General features: G+C 73.8%; 21 protein-coding genes. 12 read left to right on the top strand and 9 right to left on the bottom strand.

Annotated features, from left to right (window positions below):
• Window positions 1-42 precede the first annotated feature (42 nt).
• Window positions 43-909, bottom strand: coding sequence for an IclR family transcriptional regulator (locus IF99_RS0120080; protein ID WP_030997983.1), 867 nt, complete (start codon window positions 907-909; stop codon window positions 43-45).
• Between the two features lie 212 nt (window positions 910-1121).
• Here IF99_RS0120080 and IF99_RS0120085 point away from each other — a divergent pair, with 212 nt between their 5' ends.
• The gene (locus IF99_RS0120085; RefSeq protein WP_030997984.1) at window positions 1122-2639 is read left to right on the top strand and encodes a sodium:solute symporter family protein; all 1518 of its coding nucleotides are present in this window, start codon (window positions 1122-1124) and stop codon (window positions 2637-2639) included.
• Between the two features lie 127 nt (window positions 2640-2766).
• Here the strand turns inward: IF99_RS0120085 and IF99_RS0120090 are convergent, their stop codons facing one another.
• Window positions 2767-3030, bottom strand: a complete 264-nt coding sequence (locus IF99_RS0120090) for a WhiB family transcriptional regulator (RefSeq protein ID WP_030997985.1) — start codon at window positions 3028-3030, stop codon at window positions 2767-2769.
• A 272-nt stretch (window positions 3031-3302) separates the two neighbouring features.
• Entirely contained in the window at window positions 3303-3665 is a 363-nt protein-coding gene (locus IF99_RS0120095) for a PRC-barrel domain-containing protein (protein ID WP_234340771.1), read from the bottom strand.
• 99 nt (window positions 3666-3764) lie between these two features.
• Here IF99_RS0120095 and IF99_RS0120100 point away from each other — a divergent pair, with 99 nt between their 5' ends.
• Window positions 3765-4373, top strand: coding sequence for a DUF1349 domain-containing protein (locus tag IF99_RS0120100; protein ID WP_030997987.1), 609 nt, complete (start codon window positions 3765-3767; stop codon window positions 4371-4373).
• Window positions 4374-4544: 171 nt separating this feature from the next.
• On the opposite strand, the gene IF99_RS0120105 is transcribed toward IF99_RS0120100, so the two are convergent.
• Window positions 4545-5126, bottom strand: coding sequence for a TetR/AcrR family transcriptional regulator (locus tag IF99_RS0120105; RefSeq protein WP_030997988.1), 582 nt, complete (start codon window positions 5124-5126; stop codon window positions 4545-4547).
• 85 nt (window positions 5127-5211) lie between these two features.
• Here IF99_RS0120105 and IF99_RS0120110 point away from each other — a divergent pair, with 85 nt between their 5' ends.
• Window positions 5212-6093, top strand: a complete 882-nt coding sequence (locus tag IF99_RS0120110) for an SDR family oxidoreductase (RefSeq protein ID WP_030997989.1) — start codon at window positions 5212-5214, stop codon at window positions 6091-6093.
• A gap of 206 nt (window positions 6094-6299) precedes the next feature.
• On the opposite strand, the gene IF99_RS0120115 is transcribed toward IF99_RS0120110, so the two are convergent.
• Entirely contained in the window at window positions 6300-7661 is a 1362-nt protein-coding gene (locus IF99_RS0120115; protein WP_030997990.1) for an aromatic acid exporter family protein, read from the bottom strand.
• A 145-nt stretch (window positions 7662-7806) separates the two neighbouring features.
• On the opposite strand from IF99_RS0120115, the gene IF99_RS0120120 reads away from it, so the two are divergent.
• The 3 genes from IF99_RS0120120 to IF99_RS32675 all read left to right on the top strand — a co-directional run bounded on the left by IF99_RS0120120 (window position 7807) and on the right by IF99_RS32675 (window position 10282).
• Window positions 7807-9162: an MFS transporter gene (locus IF99_RS0120120; RefSeq protein ID WP_030997991.1), complete on the top strand. Its 1356-nt coding sequence runs from the start codon at window positions 7807-7809 to the stop codon at window positions 9160-9162.
• A 152-nt stretch (window positions 9163-9314) separates the two neighbouring features.
• Window positions 9315-9842 carry an ATP-binding protein gene (locus IF99_RS0120125; RefSeq protein ID WP_030997992.1) on the top strand — a complete coding sequence of 176 codons (528 nt, stop codon included), beginning with the start codon at window positions 9315-9317 and terminating at the stop codon, window positions 9840-9842.
• A gap of 5 nt (window positions 9843-9847) precedes the next feature.
• The gene (locus IF99_RS32675; RefSeq protein ID WP_078655181.1) at window positions 9848-10282 is read left to right on the top strand and encodes a DUF5133 domain-containing protein; all 435 of its coding nucleotides are present in this window, start codon (window positions 9848-9850) and stop codon (window positions 10280-10282) included.
• Between the two features lie 64 nt (window positions 10283-10346).
• Here the strand turns inward: IF99_RS32675 and IF99_RS0120135 are convergent, their stop codons facing one another.
• Both IF99_RS0120135 and IF99_RS0120140 read right to left on the bottom strand, forming a co-directional pair.
• A complete protein-coding gene (locus IF99_RS0120135) occupies window positions 10347-10532 on the bottom strand; it encodes a hypothetical protein (RefSeq protein ID WP_030997994.1) in 186 nt (61 codons plus the stop codon).
• A 108-nt stretch (window positions 10533-10640) separates the two neighbouring features.
• On the bottom strand, window positions 10641-11150 hold the full coding sequence (locus IF99_RS0120140; protein WP_030997995.1) for a mycothiol transferase: 510 nt from the start codon (window positions 11148-11150) through the stop codon (window positions 10641-10643).
• A gap of 458 nt (window positions 11151-11608) precedes the next feature.
• Here IF99_RS0120140 and IF99_RS0120145 point away from each other — a divergent pair, with 458 nt between their 5' ends.
• Window positions 11609-12382, top strand: coding sequence for an alpha/beta fold hydrolase (locus IF99_RS0120145; protein WP_037827224.1), 774 nt, complete (start codon window positions 11609-11611; stop codon window positions 12380-12382).
• A gap of 16 nt (window positions 12383-12398) precedes the next feature.
• Here the strand turns inward: IF99_RS0120145 and IF99_RS0120150 are convergent, their stop codons facing one another.
• The gene (locus IF99_RS0120150) at window positions 12399-14603 is read right to left on the bottom strand and encodes an MMPL family transporter (protein WP_158716630.1); all 2205 of its coding nucleotides are present in this window, start codon (window positions 14601-14603) and stop codon (window positions 12399-12401) included.
• Between the two features lie 138 nt (window positions 14604-14741).
• Between IF99_RS0120150 and IF99_RS0120155 the strand changes: the two genes are divergently transcribed.
• A complete protein-coding gene (locus IF99_RS0120155) occupies window positions 14742-15362 on the top strand; it encodes a TetR/AcrR family transcriptional regulator (protein ID WP_234340772.1) in 621 nt (206 codons plus the stop codon).
• Between the two features lie 143 nt (window positions 15363-15505).
• A complete protein-coding gene (locus tag IF99_RS0120160) occupies window positions 15506-15991 on the top strand; it encodes a GNAT family N-acetyltransferase (protein ID WP_030997999.1) in 486 nt (161 codons plus the stop codon).
• Window positions 15992-16096: 105 nt separating this feature from the next.
• Here IF99_RS0120160 and proP read toward each other — a convergent pair whose 3' ends face one another.
• On the bottom strand, window positions 16097-17620 hold the full coding sequence (gene proP, locus IF99_RS0120165; protein ID WP_030998000.1) for a glycine betaine/L-proline transporter ProP: 1524 nt from the start codon (window positions 17618-17620) through the stop codon (window positions 16097-16099).
• A 305-nt stretch (window positions 17621-17925) separates the two neighbouring features.
• Here proP and IF99_RS0120170 point away from each other — a divergent pair, with 305 nt between their 5' ends.
• From IF99_RS0120170 to IF99_RS34415, 3 genes are all read left to right on the top strand, one after another.
• A complete protein-coding gene (locus IF99_RS0120170; protein WP_030998001.1) occupies window positions 17926-18963 on the top strand; it encodes a cation diffusion facilitator family transporter in 1038 nt (345 codons plus the stop codon).
• A gap of 142 nt (window positions 18964-19105) precedes the next feature.
• Window positions 19106-20305 carry an MFS transporter gene (locus IF99_RS0120175; protein ID WP_030998002.1) on the top strand — a complete coding sequence of 400 codons (1200 nt, stop codon included), beginning with the start codon at window positions 19106-19108 and terminating at the stop codon, window positions 20303-20305.
• A 66-nt stretch (window positions 20306-20371) separates the two neighbouring features.
• Window positions 20372-20533 (top strand): hypothetical protein, encoded by a 162-nt coding sequence (locus tag IF99_RS34415; protein WP_199806526.1) that lies wholly within the window; start codon window positions 20372-20374, stop codon window positions 20531-20533.
• Window positions 20534-20565 lie beyond the last annotated feature (32 nt).

Consider the following 20565-nt stretch of genomic DNA (forward strand, 5'->3'; position numbering starts at 1 on the left):
CGGGGGCGGATGATGACCTCACTGACCCGGCGCGGGGGCCGCTCAGCGAATCCCCGCCCGCCGCAGCTCGCGCCCGAGCCGCGCGGTGACCTCGACGAGCAGCTCGCCGATCTCCCGTACCCCCGCGTCGTCGATCTGGTCCACGGGGAGCGAGCAACTGATCGCGTCGCTCGCCGGGATGCGGTAGGGGACCACGGCGGCGACGCAGCGGATGCCCGGCGTGCCCTCCTCGCACTCGGTCGCGTACCCCAGCTCCCTCGCCCGCTCGCACTCGGCGAGGAGGGCCTCGCGGCTCACGACGGTGCGCGCGGTGAGCGCGGTGAGCGTCGCGGGAAGGAGCCCGTTGACCTCGGCCGGGGTCAGCTCGGCGAGCAGCGCCTTGCCGAGTGCCGTCGCGTGCACGGGCAGCGAACGCCCCACGCGCGAGATGAGGTGCGTGGAGCGCTTCGCCTCGCGGGTCTCCAGGTAGACCACCTGCTCGCCGCTGCGCCGCGCGTAGTGCGCGGTGAACCCGGTGCGCTCCCTGATCTGCTCCAGCGCCTCGGTCGCGAAGGGCATCGCGGCGTCGCGGTCGAGGTACGCGGTCCCGCAGACGAGGGCGCGGATGCCGAGCCGGTAGCGGGCCGCCCCCGCGTCCTGCTCCAGCCAGCCCACGTCGAGGAGGGTGCGGAGCAGTCCGTGGAGGCTGGAGCGCGGGAAGCCGGTGAGCGTGTGCAGTTCGGCGAGGGTGAGCCAGGTGTCGTGCGCGGCGAAGGTCTCCATGAGGTCCAGCGCGCGCCTGGCCGACTTCACGCCCGTACCGCCACCGGCGCGCTCCTCCTCGTCCGCGGCGGCCCGGCCGGCCTGTCCCGTCTCCGCCGCCCGTGCCTGTGCCGTCCGTGCGGTCTCCTGCGTCCCCGGTGTCGCCACGCCCCTCAAGTCCCCTCTGCCTTCCCGGAGTCGAGCCTCCCGGAGCCGTCCGCGCCCACGCGTTCCAGCCGTCCCTGTCCGCTCCGTTGACTTGTGACGGACGCCATATTAGCTTCCGTCGCGTTCATGGAGACGGACAGGTTCCAGTACAGCATATGCGTTCATGTTCGTGAACGCCTCGCGGAATGACGGACGCTGAAAGGAAGTCATCGATGCATGCGTTCGACTGGACGGTCATGTGCGCGTACTTCGGGCTCATGGTCCTGATCGGCTGGTGGTCGCACCGCAGGGTCGGCGACGTGAAGGACTTCTTCACCGCCGGGGGCCGGATGCCCTGGTGGCTCGCCGGGATCTCGCACCACATGTCCGGCTACAGCGCGGTGCTCTTCGTCGCCTACGCGGGGGTCGCCTACACGACCGGGATCACGGTCTACTTCTGGGGCTTCGCGTCCATCGGTGTCGGCGTCGGGATCGGCAGCTGGCTCTTCGCCGCGCGCTGGAACCGGCTGCGCTCGCGGTTCGGCGTCGCCTCGCCCCTCGAATACCTCGCCCGCCGCTACAACGTGGCGACGCAGCAGGCCCTCGCCTGGAGCGGCAGCCTTCTCAAGATCGCCGACATCGCGGCCAAGTGGTTCGCCGTCGCGACCCTGCTCAACGTCTTCGCCGGGATCGACTACAACCTCGGCATCCTCATCACCGGCGTCATCACGCTCGTCTACTGCACGATCGGCGGTCTGTGGGCCGACGCCCTCACCGAGCTGGGGCAGTTCGTCATCCAGGGCGCCGCCGCCCTCGTCATGATCGTCGTGGTGCTCCACAAGCTCGGCGGGATCTCGGCGGTGTGGACGATGTGGGGCGACCTGCCCAGCGCCCACCTGCACCCGGCGACCTCGCAGTACACGACGGTCTTCCTGCTCGTGTACGTCCTCGTCAAGACGCTGGAGTACAACGGCGGGATGTGGAACCTCGCCCAGCGCTACATGGCCGCGCCGAGCGCGAGCGAGGCCCGGCGCGGCGCCCGGCTCTCGGCGGCGCTCTACCTGTTCTGGCCGATCGTGCTCATGTTCCCGATGTTCGCGGCGCCCCTGCTCATCCCCGGCCTCGACAACCCCAACAACTCCTACGCTGTCATGGCCACGACATTCCTGCCGCACGGTCTCATCGGGCTGGTGCTCGCCGGGATCTTCTCGCACACGATGGCGATGGTCTCCTCCGACGCCAACGCGATCTCGGCGGTCATCACGCGGGACATGATCCCCGTGCTCTCGGCACGCGCCCGCCACCGGACCCAGACGCAGGGGCTGAAGGCGGCACGTGTCACGACGGTCGTCTTCGTCCTGCTGACGATGGCGGTCGCGACGCAGGCCGAGAACCTCGGTGGCGTGCTCCAGATCGTCGTCAACTGGGTCGCCGCGCTCATGGGCCCGATATCCGTCCCGCTCCTGCTCGGTATGCTGCCGCGCTTCCGCACCTGCGGACCGCGCGCGGCGCTCGTCTCCTGGGCGAGCGGCCTGATCGCCTACGCGCTCGTCTACTACGTCTTCGACACCTCGCAGACGTGGCTCGTCGCGACCCCGGTCCTCGTCTCGCTCGCCCTCTACGGGGGACTCGGCCTCCTGCTGCCCGAGCCCTCCCCGGCGGCGGAGGACATCCTCGCGCGACTCGCCGCCACCGACGACGACCCCTCGGAGCCGCCGCACGCGAGCGAGGAGAGCCCGGTACGGGCCTGAACGCGCTCCCGGCGCGCGCCCGCCGCGTCCTGGCGCCCCCGCAGGGGCACCTCGACGCACCTCCAGTACGGGCCCGCCGCGACGCGCCTCCGTGGGGGGCGGCCGTGGCGCTCCTCCGGCACGCGGGTCAGTGGTGCCCCGCGCCCGAGGAGCGCAGGCGCGACCGGCGGCCACGGTGCAGCGCCGCCCGCTCGTGCTCGTCCAGGCCGCCCCACACCCCCGACCGCTGCTTGCTCTCCAGCGCGTACTCCAGGCACTCGGCGCGCACCGGGCACCCGGCGCACACGCGCTTCGCCTCCTGCCGCTGCACGGCTCCCGGCCCTTCGGTGCTGACGGGGAAGAAGAGTTCGGGATCGGTGTCCGCGCAGGCGGCGCGTCGCATCCACTCCATGGAAGATCACTCCTCGTATCGGAAACGTTCCGATGCGGGTGACCGGCCCATCCGCCCGCAAACCCCGCCGTGCCGCCTTCACGGGGCCCGCCGCACTCCCTTCACGCGAGCCACGCCGTACCTTCGCGCGACGGACGGGGGCGGACGGGACGGGCGGGGCCGCCGGAGCGAGCAGTGCTCTCGTGGCGTACCGGGCCGTCCGTGCGGGCGGGGCGCTTTCGCCGGACGGGCGAGGGCGGGGGAGGGGCGGCGTGGCCGCGGCCCGGCCGGGCTCAGTCCTCCACGTCCTCGATCTCCTCGGGCACGGTGTCCTCGGGAAGCCCGTAGTACGCGTACAGGGCGCTCTCCTCGGCGGCGTCGATGTGGTCCTCCGCGTCGCCGGGGCGCGGTGCCTCGCGCACCCGTTCCTTCGGCCAGGGGACGGTGATGCGGCGGCCCTCGCGGACGGCGCCCGCGAGCGGCACGAAGTGCTCGCGCAGGCCGAGCAGTCCCGTGCGGACCGTGACCCACTCGGGACGCCCCGTGCGGTCGTCCAGGTAGACCTCGTCGACGCCGCCGATCTTCTCGCCGCCGTCGTCGTAGACATCGAGGCCGTCCAGCTCACCCGGCGCGCCCAGTCGCTTGCTCTTCGCCACCGTGACCACCTCCTCGCCGTGCGGTGTCCTCCCTCCATGGCGCACCCCACGCACCGCCGGGGCAACCGGAGGAACCACGGGTGTGCGAAGCTCTCGGCCATGACCACGGACAGCACGCACACGGTGGGGTGGACGGCGGGGGAGTGGCTCAACCGGCCGCCCGCCGTCCGTACGGACGAGGAGGACGGGGCACTGCTCGTCACGGCGGCCGAGGGCAGCGACTTCTGGCGCACCACCTCCTACGGTTTCCTCCGGGACACGGGGCACGCCCTTCTCGTGCCCTTCGCCGGCGACAGCGCCGTGGAAGTGACCTTCCGCGCCGACCTCCCCGAGCTGTACGACCAGGCGGGTCTCTTCGTCAGGGTGGCCCCCGACACCTGGCTCAAGGCGGGCGTCGAGACGAGCGACGGCCTCCCGCACCTCGGCGCGGTCGTCACCCACGGCACCTCCGACTGGTCGCTCGCCCCCGTCCCCGAGTGGGCCGGCCAGGACGTCACGATCCGGGTGAGCCGCGCGGGCGACGCCCTCACGGTCCGCGCGAAGACGGCCACCAGCCCCTGGCGCATGGTCCGCCTCGCCCACCTCGCCCCGGACGCGGAGGCCGCGGCGGGCCCGTTCTGCTGCGCGCCGGAGCGCGCCGGGCTGACGGTGCGGTTCACCCGCTTCACGGCGGGCCCGGCGGACCGGGGACTGCACGAAGGGGTGTGAGCGGGAGTGGGACGAGGGGGGCGGGCCAGCGGGGGTCCCCCCTCGCGCGTCCGGAGCGGTGTCGGCCGGGCTCTGCGCGTCCGCAGCGGTATCGGCCGTGCTCTGTGCGTCCGGAGGTGGTCGGCTTCGGATGTCCGGTGCCGGGATGGGCCCGGCACGTCCCGAGCGGTGTCAGTCGAGCCGCGTGGCCGCCGCGTGGAGTTCGCGCAGGGCCGCGAGGGTGTGGTCCCCGAGGGTGCCGGGTTCCTCGTCCCGCGCCGGGTCGATCCACCGCCCGTACCCGGTCTTGAAGGCGAGCACGCCCAGTTCGGCGGCCACCCGCGCCGCGACGGCGGGCACTCCCCGCGCGACGAGCGCGTCCTTCATCGCCTCGGCCATGCCGACGCTCTTGAGCGCCTCCCGCTCCTGCAACTCCTTGTTCGCGTCGACGGCCGCGCGCATCAGCGGGCTCAGTTCCCGGTTGAACGTCGTCATCTCCGCCGAGACGCGTGCGAGGCCGTTCGCCACGGCCGCGACGGGGGTCGCGTCCGCCGGGGCCGCGCCGATGCCGTCCGCGAGCAGCCGGCTGAGGGCCTCCTGCCCCGCGGTGAGGATGTCCCGCTTGTCGGAGAAGTGGCGGTGGAACGTGCTGCGTGTCAGACCCGCGTGCGCGGCGATCTGCGCCACTGTCGTGTCGTCGTAGCCGTGCTCGGCGAACAGCCTGAACGCGGACATGATCAGGCGCTGCCGCGCGTCCGGCTTCCATCTCGGCATGAGTGCATTCTAGCGATGCGACATGTGTCGCCTCGCCGGATACAGTGATGAGACATCTGTCGCATCACGTCTGGGAGTACGACCCATGAAGGTTTTCGTCACCGGTGGCACGGGGCTGATCGGTTCGGCCGTCGTCGCCGAATTGCTCCGGGCAGGACACACCGTCACCGCGCTCACCCGCTCCGAGACCTCCGCGGCCAAGGCGGAGGCGGCGGGCGCCACGGCCCTGCGCGGTGGTCTCACCGACCTCGACGTCCTGCGGGCGGGGGCCGGGGAGGCGGAGGGCGTCGTCCACCTCGCCTTCGGCAACGACTTCAGCTCGCCCGAGGCCCTCGCGCGGGCGGTCGCCGAGGAGTCCGAGGCCCTCACCGTGCTGGGCGAGGCGCTGATCGGCTCGGACCGCCCGCTCGTCACCGTGTCGGGCACGCCCTTCGTCCCGGGGCGCGCCGCCACGGAGGAGGACCCGGTCCCGACGGACGGCCCGGTCGGGGGCCGTGGCCGCTCCGTGGAGCGCGCCCTCGCGCTCGCCGCGCAGGGGGTGCGCAGCTCCTCCGTCCGCCTCCCGCGCACCGTCCACCACGACGGCCAGGGCGGCTTCACCGGAATCCTCACCGAGGCCGCCCGCCGCTCCGGGGTCGCCGGCTACCCGGGCGACGGTGCGCAGCGCTGGCCCGCCGTCCACGCGCTCGACGCCGCCGTGCTCTTCCGCCTGGCCCTGGAGAAGGCTCCGGCGGGGACCGCCTGGCACGCCGTCGCCGACGAGGGCGTCGCGGTGCGCGACATGGCCGAGGTCATCGGCGAGCGGCTCGGTCTCCCGGTCGAGGCCGTGCCTGCGGAGTCCTTCGGCACGCTCGGAGAGATGTTCGTGACCGACCAGCCCGCCTCCAGCGCGCACACCCGCGCCGGGCTGGGCTGGGAGCCGAGGCAGCCGGGTCTCCTGGAGGACCTCCGTCACCTCACGAGCTGACACGGGGAGGTGGTGGGCCGCCCGGCGCCCGCACCGGCGGCCCACCATGCGTCCCGGGCGCTGCCCGACGGGTGCGGCGGGCACGGCTCACGGGCCGGTCCGGGTGGACGCGCGAGGTGGCGCGCGGGTGCGCGCGAGCGGCGTGCGGCCCACGCGGCGTCCCGTCCGTGCGCGAGGTGCGCGCGGCGGGTGGGGGACCGGCGGGGCTATCCGGTGGACCCCGCGTTCTCCTCGCGCTTCCTCGCCTCCCGCCTGCCGCCCCGCTGGCCGGGCAGGCGGGAGGCGGGACGGCGGCGGGGCGTGAGGCGGGTCCTGGCGCGCGTCAGCAGGGGGTGCCGTTCGCGTTGTTCACGGGCGTTGCGGTCGAGTTCGTCCAGGAGCCGCTGGGATCGCTGTTCCAGGTCGAGTTCGGCGAGGATGCGGTCGATCTCGGTCAGCAGTGCTCCGTACAGGTACCAGTGGCCGTCCTCCGTACGGGCGCTCTCGCGCAACAGCGTGCCGACGCGGGCGCGTTCACGGCGGGCGGCGTGGAGTTCGGCGGCGAGCCGGTCCTCGGCGGCCTCCGCGCTCTCGCTCACCGGGTGCGTCACGAGGACGGAGAAGCTCACGATCGCGTCGGCGACCTGCGCGAGCAGGCTCTCCACGGCCTGGGCCGCCTTCGGCTCGAAGAGCGCGGCGGTGTCCTCGGACTCCCGTACCCGCGCCAGGTCCGTGAAGGTGCGCGCGAGCACCCGCAGGACCACCGTGCAGATCTCCAGCGTGTCGAGCCCCGTGCGCAGCACGACCCGGTTGAGCAGCCCCTCGCGCACGCGCGGGTTGAACCGCAGGCTCTCCTCCGCCTGCCGCAGTGCCGCGTCCACCTCGGCGATGTCCCTGTCCAGGTCCCGCGCCTCCTGGAGGGTGGCCCGCGCCTCGCGCACCGGGTCGCTGCTGCTCAGCTCCTCACCGATGCGCAGCAGGAGCCGCCGCATCCGCCGGGCCAGGTCCTCCAGCGCGTCCCCCGCGGTCCCGGTCCACACCGGCGGCGCGAGGACGGCGTTGACGAGCAGTCCCACCGCCGCGCCGATCACCGTCTCCAGCACCCGGTCCCAGGCCGTGTCCGTGACCCGGCTGACGCCGAGCACGAGCATCGCGCTGATCGCCACCTCCGGCACGAACTCGCTGACCCGGACAAGGTGTCCGACGACGAGGGCCGCCAGGATGAGCAGCCCGAGGCTCCACCACGTCAGCCCGACGAGCGCGCTGAAGCCGATCGCGACGAGCACCCCCGCGATGACCGCGTTGACGCGCCGGACACCGGTGGTGAGGGTCGCGTAGAGCGTCACCTGCACCGTGAGGAGCGCGGTGAGCGGGGCGGTGAGCGGCGCCGGAGTGTCGCTCACGTGCTGGGCGACGACGTACGCGAGCGTCGCCGCCCCCGCGGCCCGTACGGAGCGGACCACCGTGGCCTCGCGCCACACCCGCTCCCACAGGTGCGCCACGCGCTCCGACGCGCTGCCCTCACCGCGCAGCCGCCGCCACGCCGCCCCCAGCTCTCCCCTGAGCTTCGCCCTCTGTTGATCAAGCACGCCGGTTTCCTTCCCCGCTTCCCGCGAAACCAGCCCTGCGGTCGCGGGTTTCTTGCCCAGCGCACCGGGATCGATCCCGCAGGGGATGAGCAGGACCGCATTCATGCATTGGACGCATTGGATGGGCCATGCATACATTTTCGGGGTGACCCCGCCCCCCGCCGAAGGCCCCTCCGCCGCGGGCTCCCCAGCCCCCGGCCCCCGCCCTCCCGCCGCCCCGCGCGTCCTCCCGCCGCCCCACCACGCGGGAACCCCCGCCTTCCGGCGGGCCTCGGGCGCCCTCTTCGCCGCCGGGCTCGGCACGTTCATGACGCTCTACTGCGTGCAGGCGCTCCTGCCGTCCCTCGCGCACGACCTCGACCTCTCCCCGGCGGGCGCCTCGCTCAGCGTCTCCGTCGCGACGCTCGCGATGGCCGTCGGCGTCATCCCGCTCACCGCGCTCTCGGACGCCTGGAACCGCACGACGATGATGTCGCTCGCGCTCGGCGCGGCGGCCGTCTTCGGCATCGCCTCGGCCTTCGCCCCGAACTTCCCCGTCCTCCTCGTCCTGCGCCTGCTCCAGGGCCTCGCGCTCGCCGGGCTCCAGGCCACCGCGATGTCGTACCTCTCCGAGGAGGTGCACCCCGGCTCGCTCGGCGGCGCGATGGGCCTGTACGTGGCGGGCAACGGCATCGGCGGCATGCTCGGCCGCCTCGCCGCCGACGGCGTTCTCCAGCTCACCCACTCCTGGCGCTGGTCGATCGGCGCGGTCGGCGTCATCGCCGCCGTGTGCGCGCTCGTCTTCCGCCTCACCATCCCGCCCTCCGTCCGCTTCGTCCCCAAGGGCGCCTCCCCGCGCGCCCTCGCGCGCGGCGTCGTCCGGGCCCTGCCCGACAGCGGGCTGCTGCGCCTCTACCTCATCGGCTTCGTCGCGATGGCCGCCTTCGTCACCGTCTACAACTACCTCGGCTTCCGCCTCATCGCCCCGCCCTTCTCGCTCTCCGAGGGCACCGCGGGACTGCTCTTCATCACCTACGTCTCCGGCTCCTTCTCCTCCGCGCTCGCGGGCCGCCTCGTCGACCGCCTCAGCCGCCGCCTCGTCCTCGTGCCCGCGCTGCTCGTCACGCTCGGCGGTCTCGCGCTCATGCTGATACCGAGCCTCGGCGCCGTGATCCCCGGGCTCGTCGTCTTCACCATGGGCTTCTTCGCGGCGCACGCCGTCGCGAGCGGCTGGGTCGGGGCCCGCTCGAAGGCCGTCGGGGCGCAGGGCGCGGCCGTCTACCTGTTCTTCTACTACGTGGGCAGCGCGCTCGGCGGCTCGGCGGGCGGCACCGTCTACGGACACGGCCACTGGAGCGCGCTCACCCTCTACACCGGCGCCCTCGTCGCCGTGGGCCTGCTCAGCGCACTGAGCCTCGGCCGGTCGCGGAAGGCGGGCGGGGAGACGGGGGCCGCCACCTCGGGCGGGAAGCGTCCCGCCACCACGGTGGAGGTGCCGGCCACCGCGCCCCGTACCCCGTAGCGCGTCCCGAGGTGGTGCGGTCACCCGCCGACACCTCTCGTGTTGCGGGCGTCACCCTTTCGGGCCAGATTGGCACTGACCCTCAGAACGTCAGCGCTCACCCCCCGTGTACGGGGGCAGGGGTGTGGGCTTCGGGTAAGGAGCCAAGAGTCATGGCTGGTGTGGTCAACCGCCGCTACCACCTCGCGTGCGAACCCACGCGGGAGCGGCTTTCCCAGATGCGGCGCATCGCCGCCGCCCATCTGCGCCACTGGGGCCTGGACCTCCAGGTCGCGCCCGTGTGCGCGGCCCTGGACGAACTGCTGCGCAACGTCGTGGAGCACGCCGACACCGGGGACGGGCGGTGCGCGCTCGAACTGCGCTGGAGCGGCAGACAGCTCACCGTCTCGGTCTCCGACCGCGACCCGCGCCTGCCCCGGCTGCACTCCGCGAGCACGGGCGGCCTCGCCCGCGTCGCCGCGCTGAGCGACAGCTGGGGCACATGCGCCACCGAGGACGGCGGCAAGGCCGTCTGGTTCACCCGCAAGGTCGCCGACGCCCAGCGGGTGCCCCTGCCGCAGGCCGTCCCCGAGACACTCGCCCCCGAGGCCCAGCCGCTCCCCGTGTCCCTGCCGGTACCGCAGGAGGGCGATCCCGTCCTGGCGGAGCAGCCGCTGCGGGCCGGGGCCGAGGCACGGTGAGCGCCATGGACGGCGTCCGGGCACCGGTCTGGCCCGCCGGGGCGATCCGCCGCACCGGCGCGAGCCGCCCCACGAGGCCCCCACGGCCCGTACGCGAACCGGAGCCCGCGCCCGCGCCCGCCGCGCCCACACCGCTGCGCCCCGAGCGCCGCGCCGTGGCCCGCGTGCTCGACCGCTACCGCGCCTGGGAACGGCTCACGCTCGACCACCCCGCCAACGGCACCGTGCGCCGCCGCTTCGAGGCGACCGCGTACACGCTGTGCGTTCTCATGGCACGCCGGACGAGCCGCGAGGCGGCCCACGCGGCCGAGCACTACCTCGGCGACACCCGCCGCCGGGGCCGTGCCATCGCCCCGCCGGAGCCGGACCGCCCCGAACCGGTGCCGCCCGGCCGCCCCGTGCGGCCCGTCGCGCCGCGCGACGCGGTACCGGTGGGCTGACGTTCCGCCACGGCCCCGCCCCGTACCCGCACGGGGGTGGGGCCGTGGCCTGTCGCGCCGCGCCTCACCCGCGGGTCGGGCGGGGAAGAGCGACGCGCCCGCCCGCGCGTGGCGGATCCCCGGCGGCGAGCGTGCGGAGCACGTCCGCCAGCACGTCGCCGAGCACCACCGGCTCGTCCGCCGTGCCGCGCCCGCCCGCCACCTCCCTGGTCCCGCGTTCCCGAACCACCGTCGTCGCCGTCCCGCTCATCCCGGTCACCCCAGTCCCGTGGGCGCGGTGTCCACGTGCCGGGCATCGTCGCACCGGGGTCTGACAACGGGGTGACGGTACGGGGACGTGCGGGCGAGGGGCCGGGGCTCAACGCCGCTCCAGCACCCCCCGCACGAACGCCGCCTGGCCCGCGTGCTGGTGACAGTCCCCGAGCACGCTCACGAGACGGACGCCGAGCGTGACCGGGGGCGACCAGTTCTCGTCGACGACGCGGTCCAGGTCGGCGTCCGAGAGCCCGGAGACGTACGCGAGGGTCCTCTCGTGCACCGCGTCGAAGTAGCCCAGCAGCGGTTCAGGGCCGCTCACCCGCACCCGGCCCACCTCCGCCGCGCTCATCCCGTAGCCCGTCGCCCCGTCCGGGAACGGCAGCCCGAAGCGCTCCGCCCACCCGGACGCCGTCCACACCTGCTCCTCGCCCGCCGCGTCCGCGAGGTGGTCGTCCTGGACCCGGCTCAGGTGCCACACGAGCCAGGCGATCGAGTTCGCGTCCGGATCGAGCCGCTCCCCGAGCTGTTCGCCCGTCAGGCCCTCGACCGCCGCGTGCACCTCCTCCGCAATCCGCCCGAACCCGTCACTGAGCAGCTCCGCACCACGCATCGCGCACACCACCTCTCGTCGGCACCGGCCTCGGGACACCCCCGGGACCGCCTCCCCCACCATGCCGCCTGCCCCACGCCTCCGCACCCGAACCGGCACCTCGGCGGCCCCGGCCGCGGCGCCGGTCAGCGCGCTCGCCCCGGCCCCTGCGCCGCCCGGCGGCGATCCGTCCGTATGAGGGGACGGGACTCCGGCCGGGGACCTGACCGCCGCCGGGCGCGTCCGCGCGCAGGCCGCCAGGCGCGCCGACGCGGAACGCGCGGCCCCCGCACCCGCCGTCGCCGGGCCCACCACTTGCACCTGTCCGCTCTCGCACCCTGCTGTCAGCTCCCGTGCCCCGGTACCTTCGTCCACCGGAACGACCGATGAGGCGCGGAGGCCGCCGCGGCCCCCGCCGTCGCGGACCGGGCCGCGGCGAGCCGGCCCCGGCCTCCGACATCCACGAAAGGGGCCCTCCCGTGGCCGAGTCGGCGACCCACCTCGACTGGGGCGGTGACGGTCCGCCCGTCGTGCTCCTGCACGGCCTCGCGGGATACGCGGGGGAGTGGGAGTCCGTCGCCGTCCGCCTGCGGGCGCGGGGGCGTCGCGTGGTCGCGATGGACCTGCGAGGGCACGGAGGGAGGGTGCGCCACCCGCGCGACACGCGTGCGAGCGCGCACGCCGACGATGTCGCCCGGCTGCTCGGGCGCCTCGGTGCCGGGCCCGCCGTACTCGTCGGGCAGTCGCTCGGCGGGCGGGTGGCGCTCCGCGCTGCGGAGGAACACCCCTCCCTGGTACGGGGCCTGGCGCTCGTCGAGGCGGACGCGCGGCCCGTGTCCGAGGCGCCGGGCGATGCCGCGATCCGGTGGTTGCGGTCCTGGCCGCTGCCCTTCCCGGATCGCGCGAGCGCGGCGGCGTGGCTCGGCGGGGGAGCGGTCGGGGACGCGTGGGCGGGCGGGCTCGAAGAGCGCGAAGGGGGGCTTCGGCCGCGCTTCGACGTCGATGTGCTCGCCCGCCTCTTCGACGCCCTCCTCCGCGCGCCCTCCTGGCCCGCGTGGACCGCGCCGGGACTCCCCGTCCTGCTGCTCGTCGCCGAGCACGGCATCCTCGCGCCCTCCGCGGTGCGGGCCATGCTCGCCGCGCGTCCCGACGCGTGGTCCCTCGGGGTGCCGGGGGCCGGGCACGACGTGCACCTCGAACGGCCCGACGCCGTGGCCGGGTTCCTCGACGCGTTCCTCGCGGCCCACGTCTGAGGACCCGGCCCCCGGGCTACTCCTTGGTGCTGCCCGCACCCGGCCTCGGTGGCAGGCTGTCGCCCTCGATGTCCACGTTGGGGACCGCCTTGTCGAGCCAGCGCGGGAGTGCCCACGCGTGGCGGCCGAGGAGGGCGAGGACGGCGGGGACGACCGTGAGCCGGACCACGAAGGCGTCCAGGAGCACGCCGATCGTCAGGGCGAAGCCGATGGACTTGATGATCGGGTCGTGGTTGAAGATGAAGCCGCCGAAGACCGAGGCCATGATGAGCGCCGCCGCCGTGACGACCCGTCCGCTGCGCTCCACACCGTGCTCGACGGCGGCACGGGCGTCGCGGTGGTGGTGGTAGTGCTCGCGCATGCGGCTCACGAGGAAGACCTCGTAGTCCATCGCGAGCCCGAAGAGCACCCCGATGAGCAGGACGGGCAGGAAGCTGACGACGGGTGCGGCGGCGGCGACCTGGAAGACGCCGTCGAGGTGCCCGTACTGGAAGACCCACACCACCGCGCCGAGGCTCGCCGCGATCGAGAGCAGGAAGCCGAGCACCGCCTTGAGCGGGACGAGGAGGGAGCGGAAGGCGATCATGAGCAGGAGGAGCGCCAGGATGACGATGATCGCGATGAAGAGCGGCAGCGCGCCGGAGAGCTTCGCCGAGACGTCGATCCCGGCCGCGGTCTGCCCGGCGACGTAGGCGGTGCCGCCCGCGCGGTCGACGGGCTCGGTCGCCTCGTCGCGCAGCCGGTGCACGAGGTCCGTCGTGCGCTGGTCGTCGGGGCCCGACTTGGGGACGATGCCGAGGACCGTGAGGGTGCCGTCCTTGTTGGTGTTGGGCGGCGCGAGCGTCGCGACGTCGGGGTCCTTCTGCACGGTCGCGGCGACCTGCTTGACGATGCCCTCACGCTCCTGGGCGGGCACCTTCGTCCCGTCCACGGCGAGGAGCAGCGTCGCGTTGAAGCCGGGGCCGAAGCCCTTCTGGAGGAGTTCGTAGCTCTTGTGCTGGGTGCTCGCGGTGGGCTGGGTCTCGTTGCTCGGCAGGCCCAGCCGCAGGCTCTTCGCGGGGACGGCGAGGGCGAGCATCCCGACGACGCACACGACGAGCACCGGGATCGGGAAGCGGGTCATGAGGCGCCCCCACGCCAGTCCCCAGGCGCCGGGCGCGCGCCTGCGGCCGGCCTTGCCCGTGGCGCCGTCGGTGTCGCCCGCCGGCTTCGCCTTGGGGCGCAGCCGCTCGCCGAGGAAGCCGAGGAGCGCCGGTACGAGCGTGAGCGCGACGAGTACGGCGACGAGCACCGTGCCTGCCGCCGCCAGCCCCATCACCGTCAGGAAGGGGATGCCCGCCGACGCGAGCGCGGCGAGCGCGATGATCACGGTGATCCCGGCGAAGGTGACCGCGCTGCCCGCCGTCGCCGTGGCCCGCCCGATCGAGTCGTGCACGTCCTCGTCGGGGTCCGCGAGCTGTTCGCGGTGGCGCGAGACGAGGAAGAGGGCGTAGTCGATGCCGACCGCGAGGCCGATCATGAGGGCCAGGATGGTCGCCGTGTTCGTCATCTCGATGAAGCGGGACAGGAACTCCACCGTCATCACGCCCACCCCGACGCCGATCAGGGCGGTGAGCAGCGGGAGCCCGGCTGCGAGCAGCGAGCCGAGCGTGAGCGCGAGCACGACGAAGGCGACGACGACGCCGATGATCTCGGCGGGGCCGCCCACCTCGACGGGCGGTGCGGAGACGGTGCCGCCGAGTTCGGCCTTCAGGCCCGCGTGCCGGGCCGTGTCGAGCGCGTCGTCGAGCTTGTCCTTCGCGGACTGCGGCACCTCCTGCGCGGGCTTGCCGAAGACGGCGTCCGCGTAGGCGATCGTGCGGTCCTTCGAGACGGTGCCCGTCTTCGCGGGGTCGGCGACCTGGAGGACACCGGGGATGTGGGCGACCTCCTTGAGCGTCGCCCCGATGGCGCGCTGCTCCTTCGCGCCCGTCAGCTTCTCGCCCTTCGGCGCCTCGAAGACGACGCGTGCGGTGCCGCCCGCCGCCTCGGGGAACTTTTCCTTCAGGAGGTCCTGGGCCTCCTGCGACTCGATCCCCGGCACCGTGAACTCGGTCGACAGCTTCCCGTGGAGGGTCGTGCCGAGCCCGACCGCCACCGCGAGCAGCAGCACCCACACCGCGAGCACTCGCCCGCGGCGGCGCGCCGCCCAACGTCCCAGCGCGTACAAACGTTGTGCCACGGCAGGCTTCTCCCCTTCGACGGTGCTCCGCGGACCGGCTCCGCGAGATTTCTGCACTCTAATGCATCTTTGCAGTCCTCGGTAAAATTCCTGTTCGCACCGGGTTGCCGGAGTGCTCCGCTGGCTATGCTCGATGTCATGAACAGGGTCACTGACGGGGCGGGACTGAGAGAGCGGGGCAAGGCCAGACGGCGGGCCGCCATCACCCGCGCGGCCTTCGCGCTCTTCGCCGAACAGGGTTTCGACGCCACGACGGTCGCGGAGATCGCCGCAGCCGCCGAGGTCTCGCCGCGCACGGTGACCCTCTACTTCCGCTCCAAGCAGGACATCGCCTTCGCCACCTTCGACAGCTCCGTCGAAGCCCTCACCGAGGCCCTGCGCTCGCGTGCCCCCGGGATCCCCGCCGTACACGCCCTGGAGAGCTGGCTGCGCCAGGAACTCGCCTGTCACGACGACCTCGGCGAGATGGAGGTGCGCATGTTCGAGGCGAACCCCGAGCTGCGGGCGGTGAAGACGGCGCGCATGGCGGCCCTCATCGAGGAGGGCGCCGGTATCCTCGCGAAGGACACCGGGCAGCGCCCCGGCTCCCTCGGTCCACGCCTCGCCGCCGCCGCGGCCGCCGCCGTCGTGACCGAGATCGTCGAACACCCCGAGGGCGCCGACCGCAACGAGGCCATCACGCTCGCGATGGCCTTCCTCAAGGGCGGCGTCGACGCGATGACCGCCTCGGAGAGCGAGAGGCACGCCGCCGCGCGGTAGCCGTCCGCCGCGCCGTAGCCGTGCGCCGCACGGTTGCCGAATGCCGCGCCGTAGCCGTCGGCTACGCGATGCCCGTCCGCCGCGCGGTCGCCGTGCGGAAAAGCCTTTGACGCCGTCTCATGACCCCCCGGAGGATCGCTCGCATGCTGATACGCGAGGTCACGGCGGCCGACTGGCCGGGCATCTGGCCCTTCCTCCGGGACATCTGCGCGGCGGGCGAGACGTTCACCTACCCCCTCCATCCCACGCGGGAGGAGGCCCGCGCGATGTGGATGCTGCCCGCCCCGGCGCACGTCGTCGTCGCCGAGGAGGCCGGCACCGTCCTCGGCACCGCGAACATGTACGCCAACCGCTCCGGCAACGGCGCGCACGTGGCGAGCGCGAGCTACATGGTCGATCCCGCCCACCAGGGCCGCGGCGCGGGCCGCGCCCTCGTCACGTACAGCCTCGACTGGGCGCGCGCGGCGGGCTTCCGCCGTATCCAGTACAACGCCGTCGTCGAGACCAACGCTCCGGCCCTCGCTCTCTACCGCGACCTCGGCTTCGAGATCCTCGGCACCCTCCCCGAGGGCTTCCACCACCCGCGGCTCGGATACGTGGGGCTGCACAGCCTGCACCGGGCCCTCTAGCGGCACGGGGCGGGTCGGACGGGGCGCGGCGACGCCGGGTACAGGGCAGCACAGGGCGCGGTGACGCCCTGTGGGGCGTGTCCGGCGCTGCGTCGCCCCCGCCCCTCATTCCCGTTTCCCGCCCTCGTCCTTCCCCGTCTCGTGGTGCCACGGGTGCCGCAGGCGTACCCACACGTCCCGGGCCTGGCGCCCGGCGTGGATGCGGCTGCGGGCGACGAGGCGGCGGGCCTGCTCGGCCGTCTCGACCATCGGCCCAGAGCCCCTGAGCGGGCGGCCCGCCGTCTCGTGCAGGAAGAACGTCGAGAGGAGCCCGATCGCCCCCGCGACCATCAGGTAGTAGGCGGGCACCATCTCGTCGCCCGTCGCCTCCACCAGGGCAGAGGCGAAGAGCGGGGTGGTGCCGCCGAAGAGCGACACCGAGATGTTGAACGCGATCGACAGGGCCCCGTACCTGATCCGCGTCGGGAAGAGCGCGGGGAGTGTCGAGGCGGACGTGCCCGCGAAGGTCACGAGCAGCAGCCCGAGGATGCCGCTGCCGATCGCGGGGAGGAGGATGCCGCCCTGACGGATCAGCAGGAACGCGGGGATCGACAGGACGATGAGCGCGATGCTGCCGAAGAAGAAGACCGGGCGCCGCCCCCAGCGGTCCGAACCGCGGCCCACCGTCGTGATGGTGAGCACGACGAGCACCATGGTGCCCAGCACGAGGAGCTGGGCGGTCGTCTCGGACTCGTCGAGGGTCTCGGACATGTAGGTCGGCAGATAGGACGTGACCATGTAGTTGGTCACGTTGTAGAGCAGGACGAGCCCCATGCAGATGAGGATCGCCTCCCAGTGGTGGACGAAGATGTCCCTGAGCCTGCCCTTGCCGGACTGCCGGGCCTCCTCGACCGGGTCGTCCTCGGCGAGCGCCTCCTCGCGGTCCTCCTCCTCGCGCTGGAAGGCGGGGGTCTCCTCCAGCTTGAGCCGCAGGTAGAGCCCGATGACGCCGAGCGGTCCCGCGACGAAGAAGGGGATGCGCCACCCCCAGTCGGTGAGGCCGTCCTCGCCGAGCACCGTCGTCAGGACCGTCACGAGGCCCGAGCCGAGCGAGTAGCCGACGAAGGTCCCGAAGTCGAGCCAGCTCCCGAAGAACCCGCGCCGCCTGTCGGGCGCGTACTCGGCGATGTACGTCGTCGCGCCCGCGTACTCACCGCCGGTCGAGAAGCCCTGCACGAGCCTGCACACGAGCAGCAGGATCGGCGCGGCGAAGCCGACCGAGGCGTACGTGGGCAGCACGCCGACGGCGAAGGTGCTCACCGCCATCATGATGATGGTGACGGCGAGGACCTTCTGCCGCCCGATCCGGTCCCCGAGCGGCCCGAAGACCAGCCCGCCGAGGGGGCGTACGAGGAACGCCGCCGCGAAGGTCGCGAAGGTCTGCACGACCTGAGCGCCCGGCGAGCTGGACGGGAAGAAGACCTTCCCGAGTGTGCCCGCGAGATAGGCGTAGACCCCGAAGTCGAACCACTCGATGGTGTTGCCGAGCGCCGCGGCGGTCACCGCGCGCCGGATGCGTGGCGGATCGGTGACCGTCACGTCCTGGGCCGCGTACATCTTCTTGCGGCGGCGCAGCAGGGTCCGCAGCATCCGGTCGGTGGCCTGCCGGTCACCTTTCCTGGCCCGGTCCGTGCTGGGCCGCCGTGTCCGTTCAGGCATCCCGCTCCCTCTCCCCGTGTCGTACGGTCCCGTTCGGGCTTCGCCGCCCCATGCGTCGCGGCCCGCCCTTGCGTACCCTCCTGCCCCCGCGTACCCCGTTGCCGCACGGCACGGCCGAAGAGGTGAGGACACAGCCCGTACGGTCCACCGCGAACGCCCGCCTGAGCGGCCCGGACCGGGGTATCCGGACGCTGTGCGTGTCTCCTGCACGTACGCCGGGGAGGGAGCGAGGACCCATGAGCGAGGCCAACGATGTCAGGGAGCGCGAGGACGCGGCGCGCGCACCGGGGCGGCCGGGCGACACCGCGCCGGATTCCGGGGAGGGTGCCGCGACCTCGTCCACGAGCAGTGACGCGCACACCAAACTGACCGTCTGGATCGCGCTCGCCGCGAACCTCGTCATCGCCGTCGCGAAACTCGTCGGCGGTCTCTTCGCCGGCTCGCCCGCGCTGCTCTCGGAGGCCGCCCACTCCGTGGCCGACAGCCTCAACGAGGTCTTCCTCCTCGCCGCGCTGCGCCGCAGCAAGCGCCCCGCCGACCCCGGCCACCCCTTCGGCTACGGCAAGGAGCGCTACTTCTGGTCGCTGCTCGCCGCGGTGGGCATCTTCGTGATGGGGGGCTGCTTCTCCGTCTTCCAGGGCGTCGAGGCGCTGCGCTCCTCCGAGCAGGAGTCGACGAGCGGGTACATCGTCGGGCTCATCGTGCTCGGTGTCGCCCTCCTCGCCGAGGGAACCTCGCTGGCACGGGCGCTGCTCCAGGTGCGCGGGCAGGAGGGCGGCATCGGCTCGGACCCGGCGCTGCGCACGGTCGTCGCGGAGGACGGCACGGCGGTCCTCGGCGTGTTGCTCGCCATCGCGGGCATGGTGCTCCACATGACGACGGGACAGGTTGTCTACGAGGCCGCCGCCTCGCTCGCCATCGGCGTGCTGCTCCTCTTCGTCGCCTTCAAGCTCGGCGCCGACGCCCGGGATCAGCTCATCGGCGAGGGCGCCGACCCCGACACCCGGGAGGCGATCACCGCCTACCTCGACGCCCAGCCCGAGATCGACGGCGTGGCCACCCTGCTCACGATGCGCCTCGGCCAGGACTCGCTCCTCGTCGCGGCCCGCGTGGACCTCGCGCCGGGCCACGAGAGCGAGAAGCTCGAACTGGTCATGGAGCGGGTCAAGGCGGGTCTCACCGAGCGCTGGCCCGAGGCCGACCAGGTCTTCCTCGACGTCACGGAGGCCCCGGAGGCGACGAAGGACCACACGAGCCCGGACCTCACGGCCTGAGACGCCACCGGCGCCCAGCGCTCCCCGCCCCCGGCGGGCTTCCCCGCGGAGTCGCGGCCGCCCGGGTCCCCCTGACGCCCCGTCCGCAGGCCGTCCACGTCCCGGCCGGGCGGCCCGGGACGGCGCGGCCTACCGTGGCTCCATGACCGCGTCCCGTCCCCGCTTCCCGCACGGTTACCCGCTCGCCGCGGCGGTCTTCGCCGTCGGCATGGCGGGAACGACCCTGCCGACCCCGCTCTACGGCCTCTACCGCGAGCACCTCGGCTTCGGCCAGCTCATGGTGACGATCGTCTTCGCCGTGTACGCGGTCGGCGTCATCGCCGTGCTGCTCCTCGCCGGGAACTGGTCCGACCTCGCGGGGCGGCGCGCCGCCGTCTGGTGGGGCCTCGGCTTCTCGGCGGCGAGCGCGCTCTGCTTCGTCTTCGAGGGCGGTCTGCCCGCCCTCTTCGCGGGGCGGCTCCTCTCCGGCTTCTCCGCCGGGCTCTTCTCCGGCGCCGCCACCGCCTACGTGCTCGACCTGGCCCCGCGACGCCGCGCCGCGCGCGCCTCGCTCGCCGCCACCGCGGCGAACATGGGCGGACTCGGCTGCGGTCCGCTCGTCGCCGGGATCCTCGCCGAGTACGCCCCCTGGCCGCTGCGCCTGCCCTACCTCGTCCACCTCGGCCTCGTCGTGCTCGCCGCGCTCGCCCTGCTCACGCTGCCCGAGCCGGTGCGTGACGCCCGTCCCCGCGCCGTGCCCCGTCCGCACGGACTCGCCGTGCCGCCCGAGGTGCGCGGCCTCTTCGTCCCCGCAGCCTGCGCGGCCTTCGCCGGTTTCGCGCTGCTCGGCCTCTTCACCGCCGTCTCGCCCAGCTTCCTCGGCGAGACCCTCGGCGTGCACAACCTCGCGGCGACCGGACTCGTCGTCTTCCTCGTCTTCGCCGGATCCATCGCCGGACAGAGCGCCTTCGGCCGCTTCGGCGTGCGCCGCGCGCTCCCCACGGGCTGCTTCGTGCTCGTCGCCGGGCTCCTCCTGGTCGCCGCGGGGCTCGCCTGGGAGGGGCTGTGGCTCCTGATCGCGGGCGCCGTGCTCGGCGGCATCGGGCAGGGACTCGCCTTCCGCGCGGGAACCACCGCGGTCGGCGTGCGGACACCCAGCGAGCGGCGCGGCGCCACGCTCTCCGCGTACTTCGTCCTCGCCTACATCGGCATCTCCCTGCCCGTCATCGCCGTCGGCGCCCTCGCCGAGGGCGTCGGGCTGCGCACCGCGGGACTCACCTTCTCCTTCTGCGTCCTCGCCCTCGCCGCCGGGGCCGGGGCCTACGTCCTGCGCCCCCGCGTGCGCGCCCTGCTGCCCCACTGAGGCCCGCCCCCCGGCGCGGCGCTCACCCGAGTGGCGGGCTCCCCGCGCGCGTAGTCCCCTGGAGTCATGAGCGAAGAAGCGATCGAGCAGTGGACCGTCCGCCTGCGCGAGACAGCGCCCGGCAGCGAGGAGGAGACCGCCCGCGGCTTCGTACGCGAGTTGTACGACGCGGCGCGGGAGGACCTGGACGAGGAGGCGGCCCAGGCCGACTTCGAGCGGGAGGAATGAGCGAGCCCCCCGGCGGCCGGTGCCGCGGGGGG

The organism is Streptomyces sp. NRRL F-5630, from assembly GCF_000719475.1.
GTDB lineage: Bacteria > Actinomycetota > Actinomycetes > Streptomycetales > Streptomycetaceae > Streptomyces.

Coding starts and splice junctions, on each gene's coding strand:
- IF99_RS0120090 (WP_030997985.1), bottom strand. CDS start 3,030: ATGGAGTGGATGCGACGCGCCGCCTGCGCGGACACCGATCCCGAACTC.
- IF99_RS0120170 (WP_030998001.1), top strand. CDS start 17,926: ATGAGCGAGGCCAACGATGTCAGGGAGCGCGAGGACGCGGCGCGCGCA.
- IF99_RS0120140 (WP_030997995.1), bottom strand. CDS start 11,150: ATGCGTGGTGCGGAGCTGCTCAGTGACGGGTTCGGGCGGATTGCGGAG.
- IF99_RS0120175 (WP_030998002.1), top strand. CDS start 19,106: ATGACCGCGTCCCGTCCCCGCTTCCCGCACGGTTACCCGCTCGCCGCG.
- IF99_RS34415 (WP_199806526.1), top strand. CDS start 20,372: ATGAGCGAAGAAGCGATCGAGCAGTGGACCGTCCGCCTGCGCGAGACA.
- IF99_RS0120100 (WP_030997987.1), top strand. CDS start 3,765: ATGACCACGGACAGCACGCACACGGTGGGGTGGACGGCGGGGGAGTGG.
- IF99_RS0120110 (WP_030997989.1), top strand. CDS start 5,212: ATGAAGGTTTTCGTCACCGGTGGCACGGGGCTGATCGGTTCGGCCGTC.
- IF99_RS0120135 (WP_030997994.1), bottom strand. CDS start 10,532: ATGAGCGGGACGGCGACGACGGTGGTTCGGGAACGCGGGACCAGGGAG.
- IF99_RS0120085 (WP_030997984.1), top strand. CDS start 1,122: ATGCATGCGTTCGACTGGACGGTCATGTGCGCGTACTTCGGGCTCATG.
- proP (WP_030998000.1), bottom strand. CDS start 17,620: ATGCTGCGGACCCTGCTGCGCCGCCGCAAGAAGATGTACGCGGCCCAG.
- IF99_RS0120155 (WP_234340772.1), top strand. CDS start 14,742: ATGAACAGGGTCACTGACGGGGCGGGACTGAGAGAGCGGGGCAAGGCC.
- IF99_RS0120105 (WP_030997988.1), bottom strand. CDS start 5,126: ATGCCGAGATGGAAGCCGGACGCGCGGCAGCGCCTGATCATGTCCGCG.
- IF99_RS32675 (WP_078655181.1), top strand. CDS start 9,848: ATGGACGGCGTCCGGGCACCGGTCTGGCCCGCCGGGGCGATCCGCCGC.
- IF99_RS0120125 (WP_030997992.1), top strand. CDS start 9,315: ATGGCTGGTGTGGTCAACCGCCGCTACCACCTCGCGTGCGAACCCACG.
- IF99_RS0120160 (WP_030997999.1), top strand. CDS start 15,506: ATGCTGATACGCGAGGTCACGGCGGCCGACTGGCCGGGCATCTGGCCC.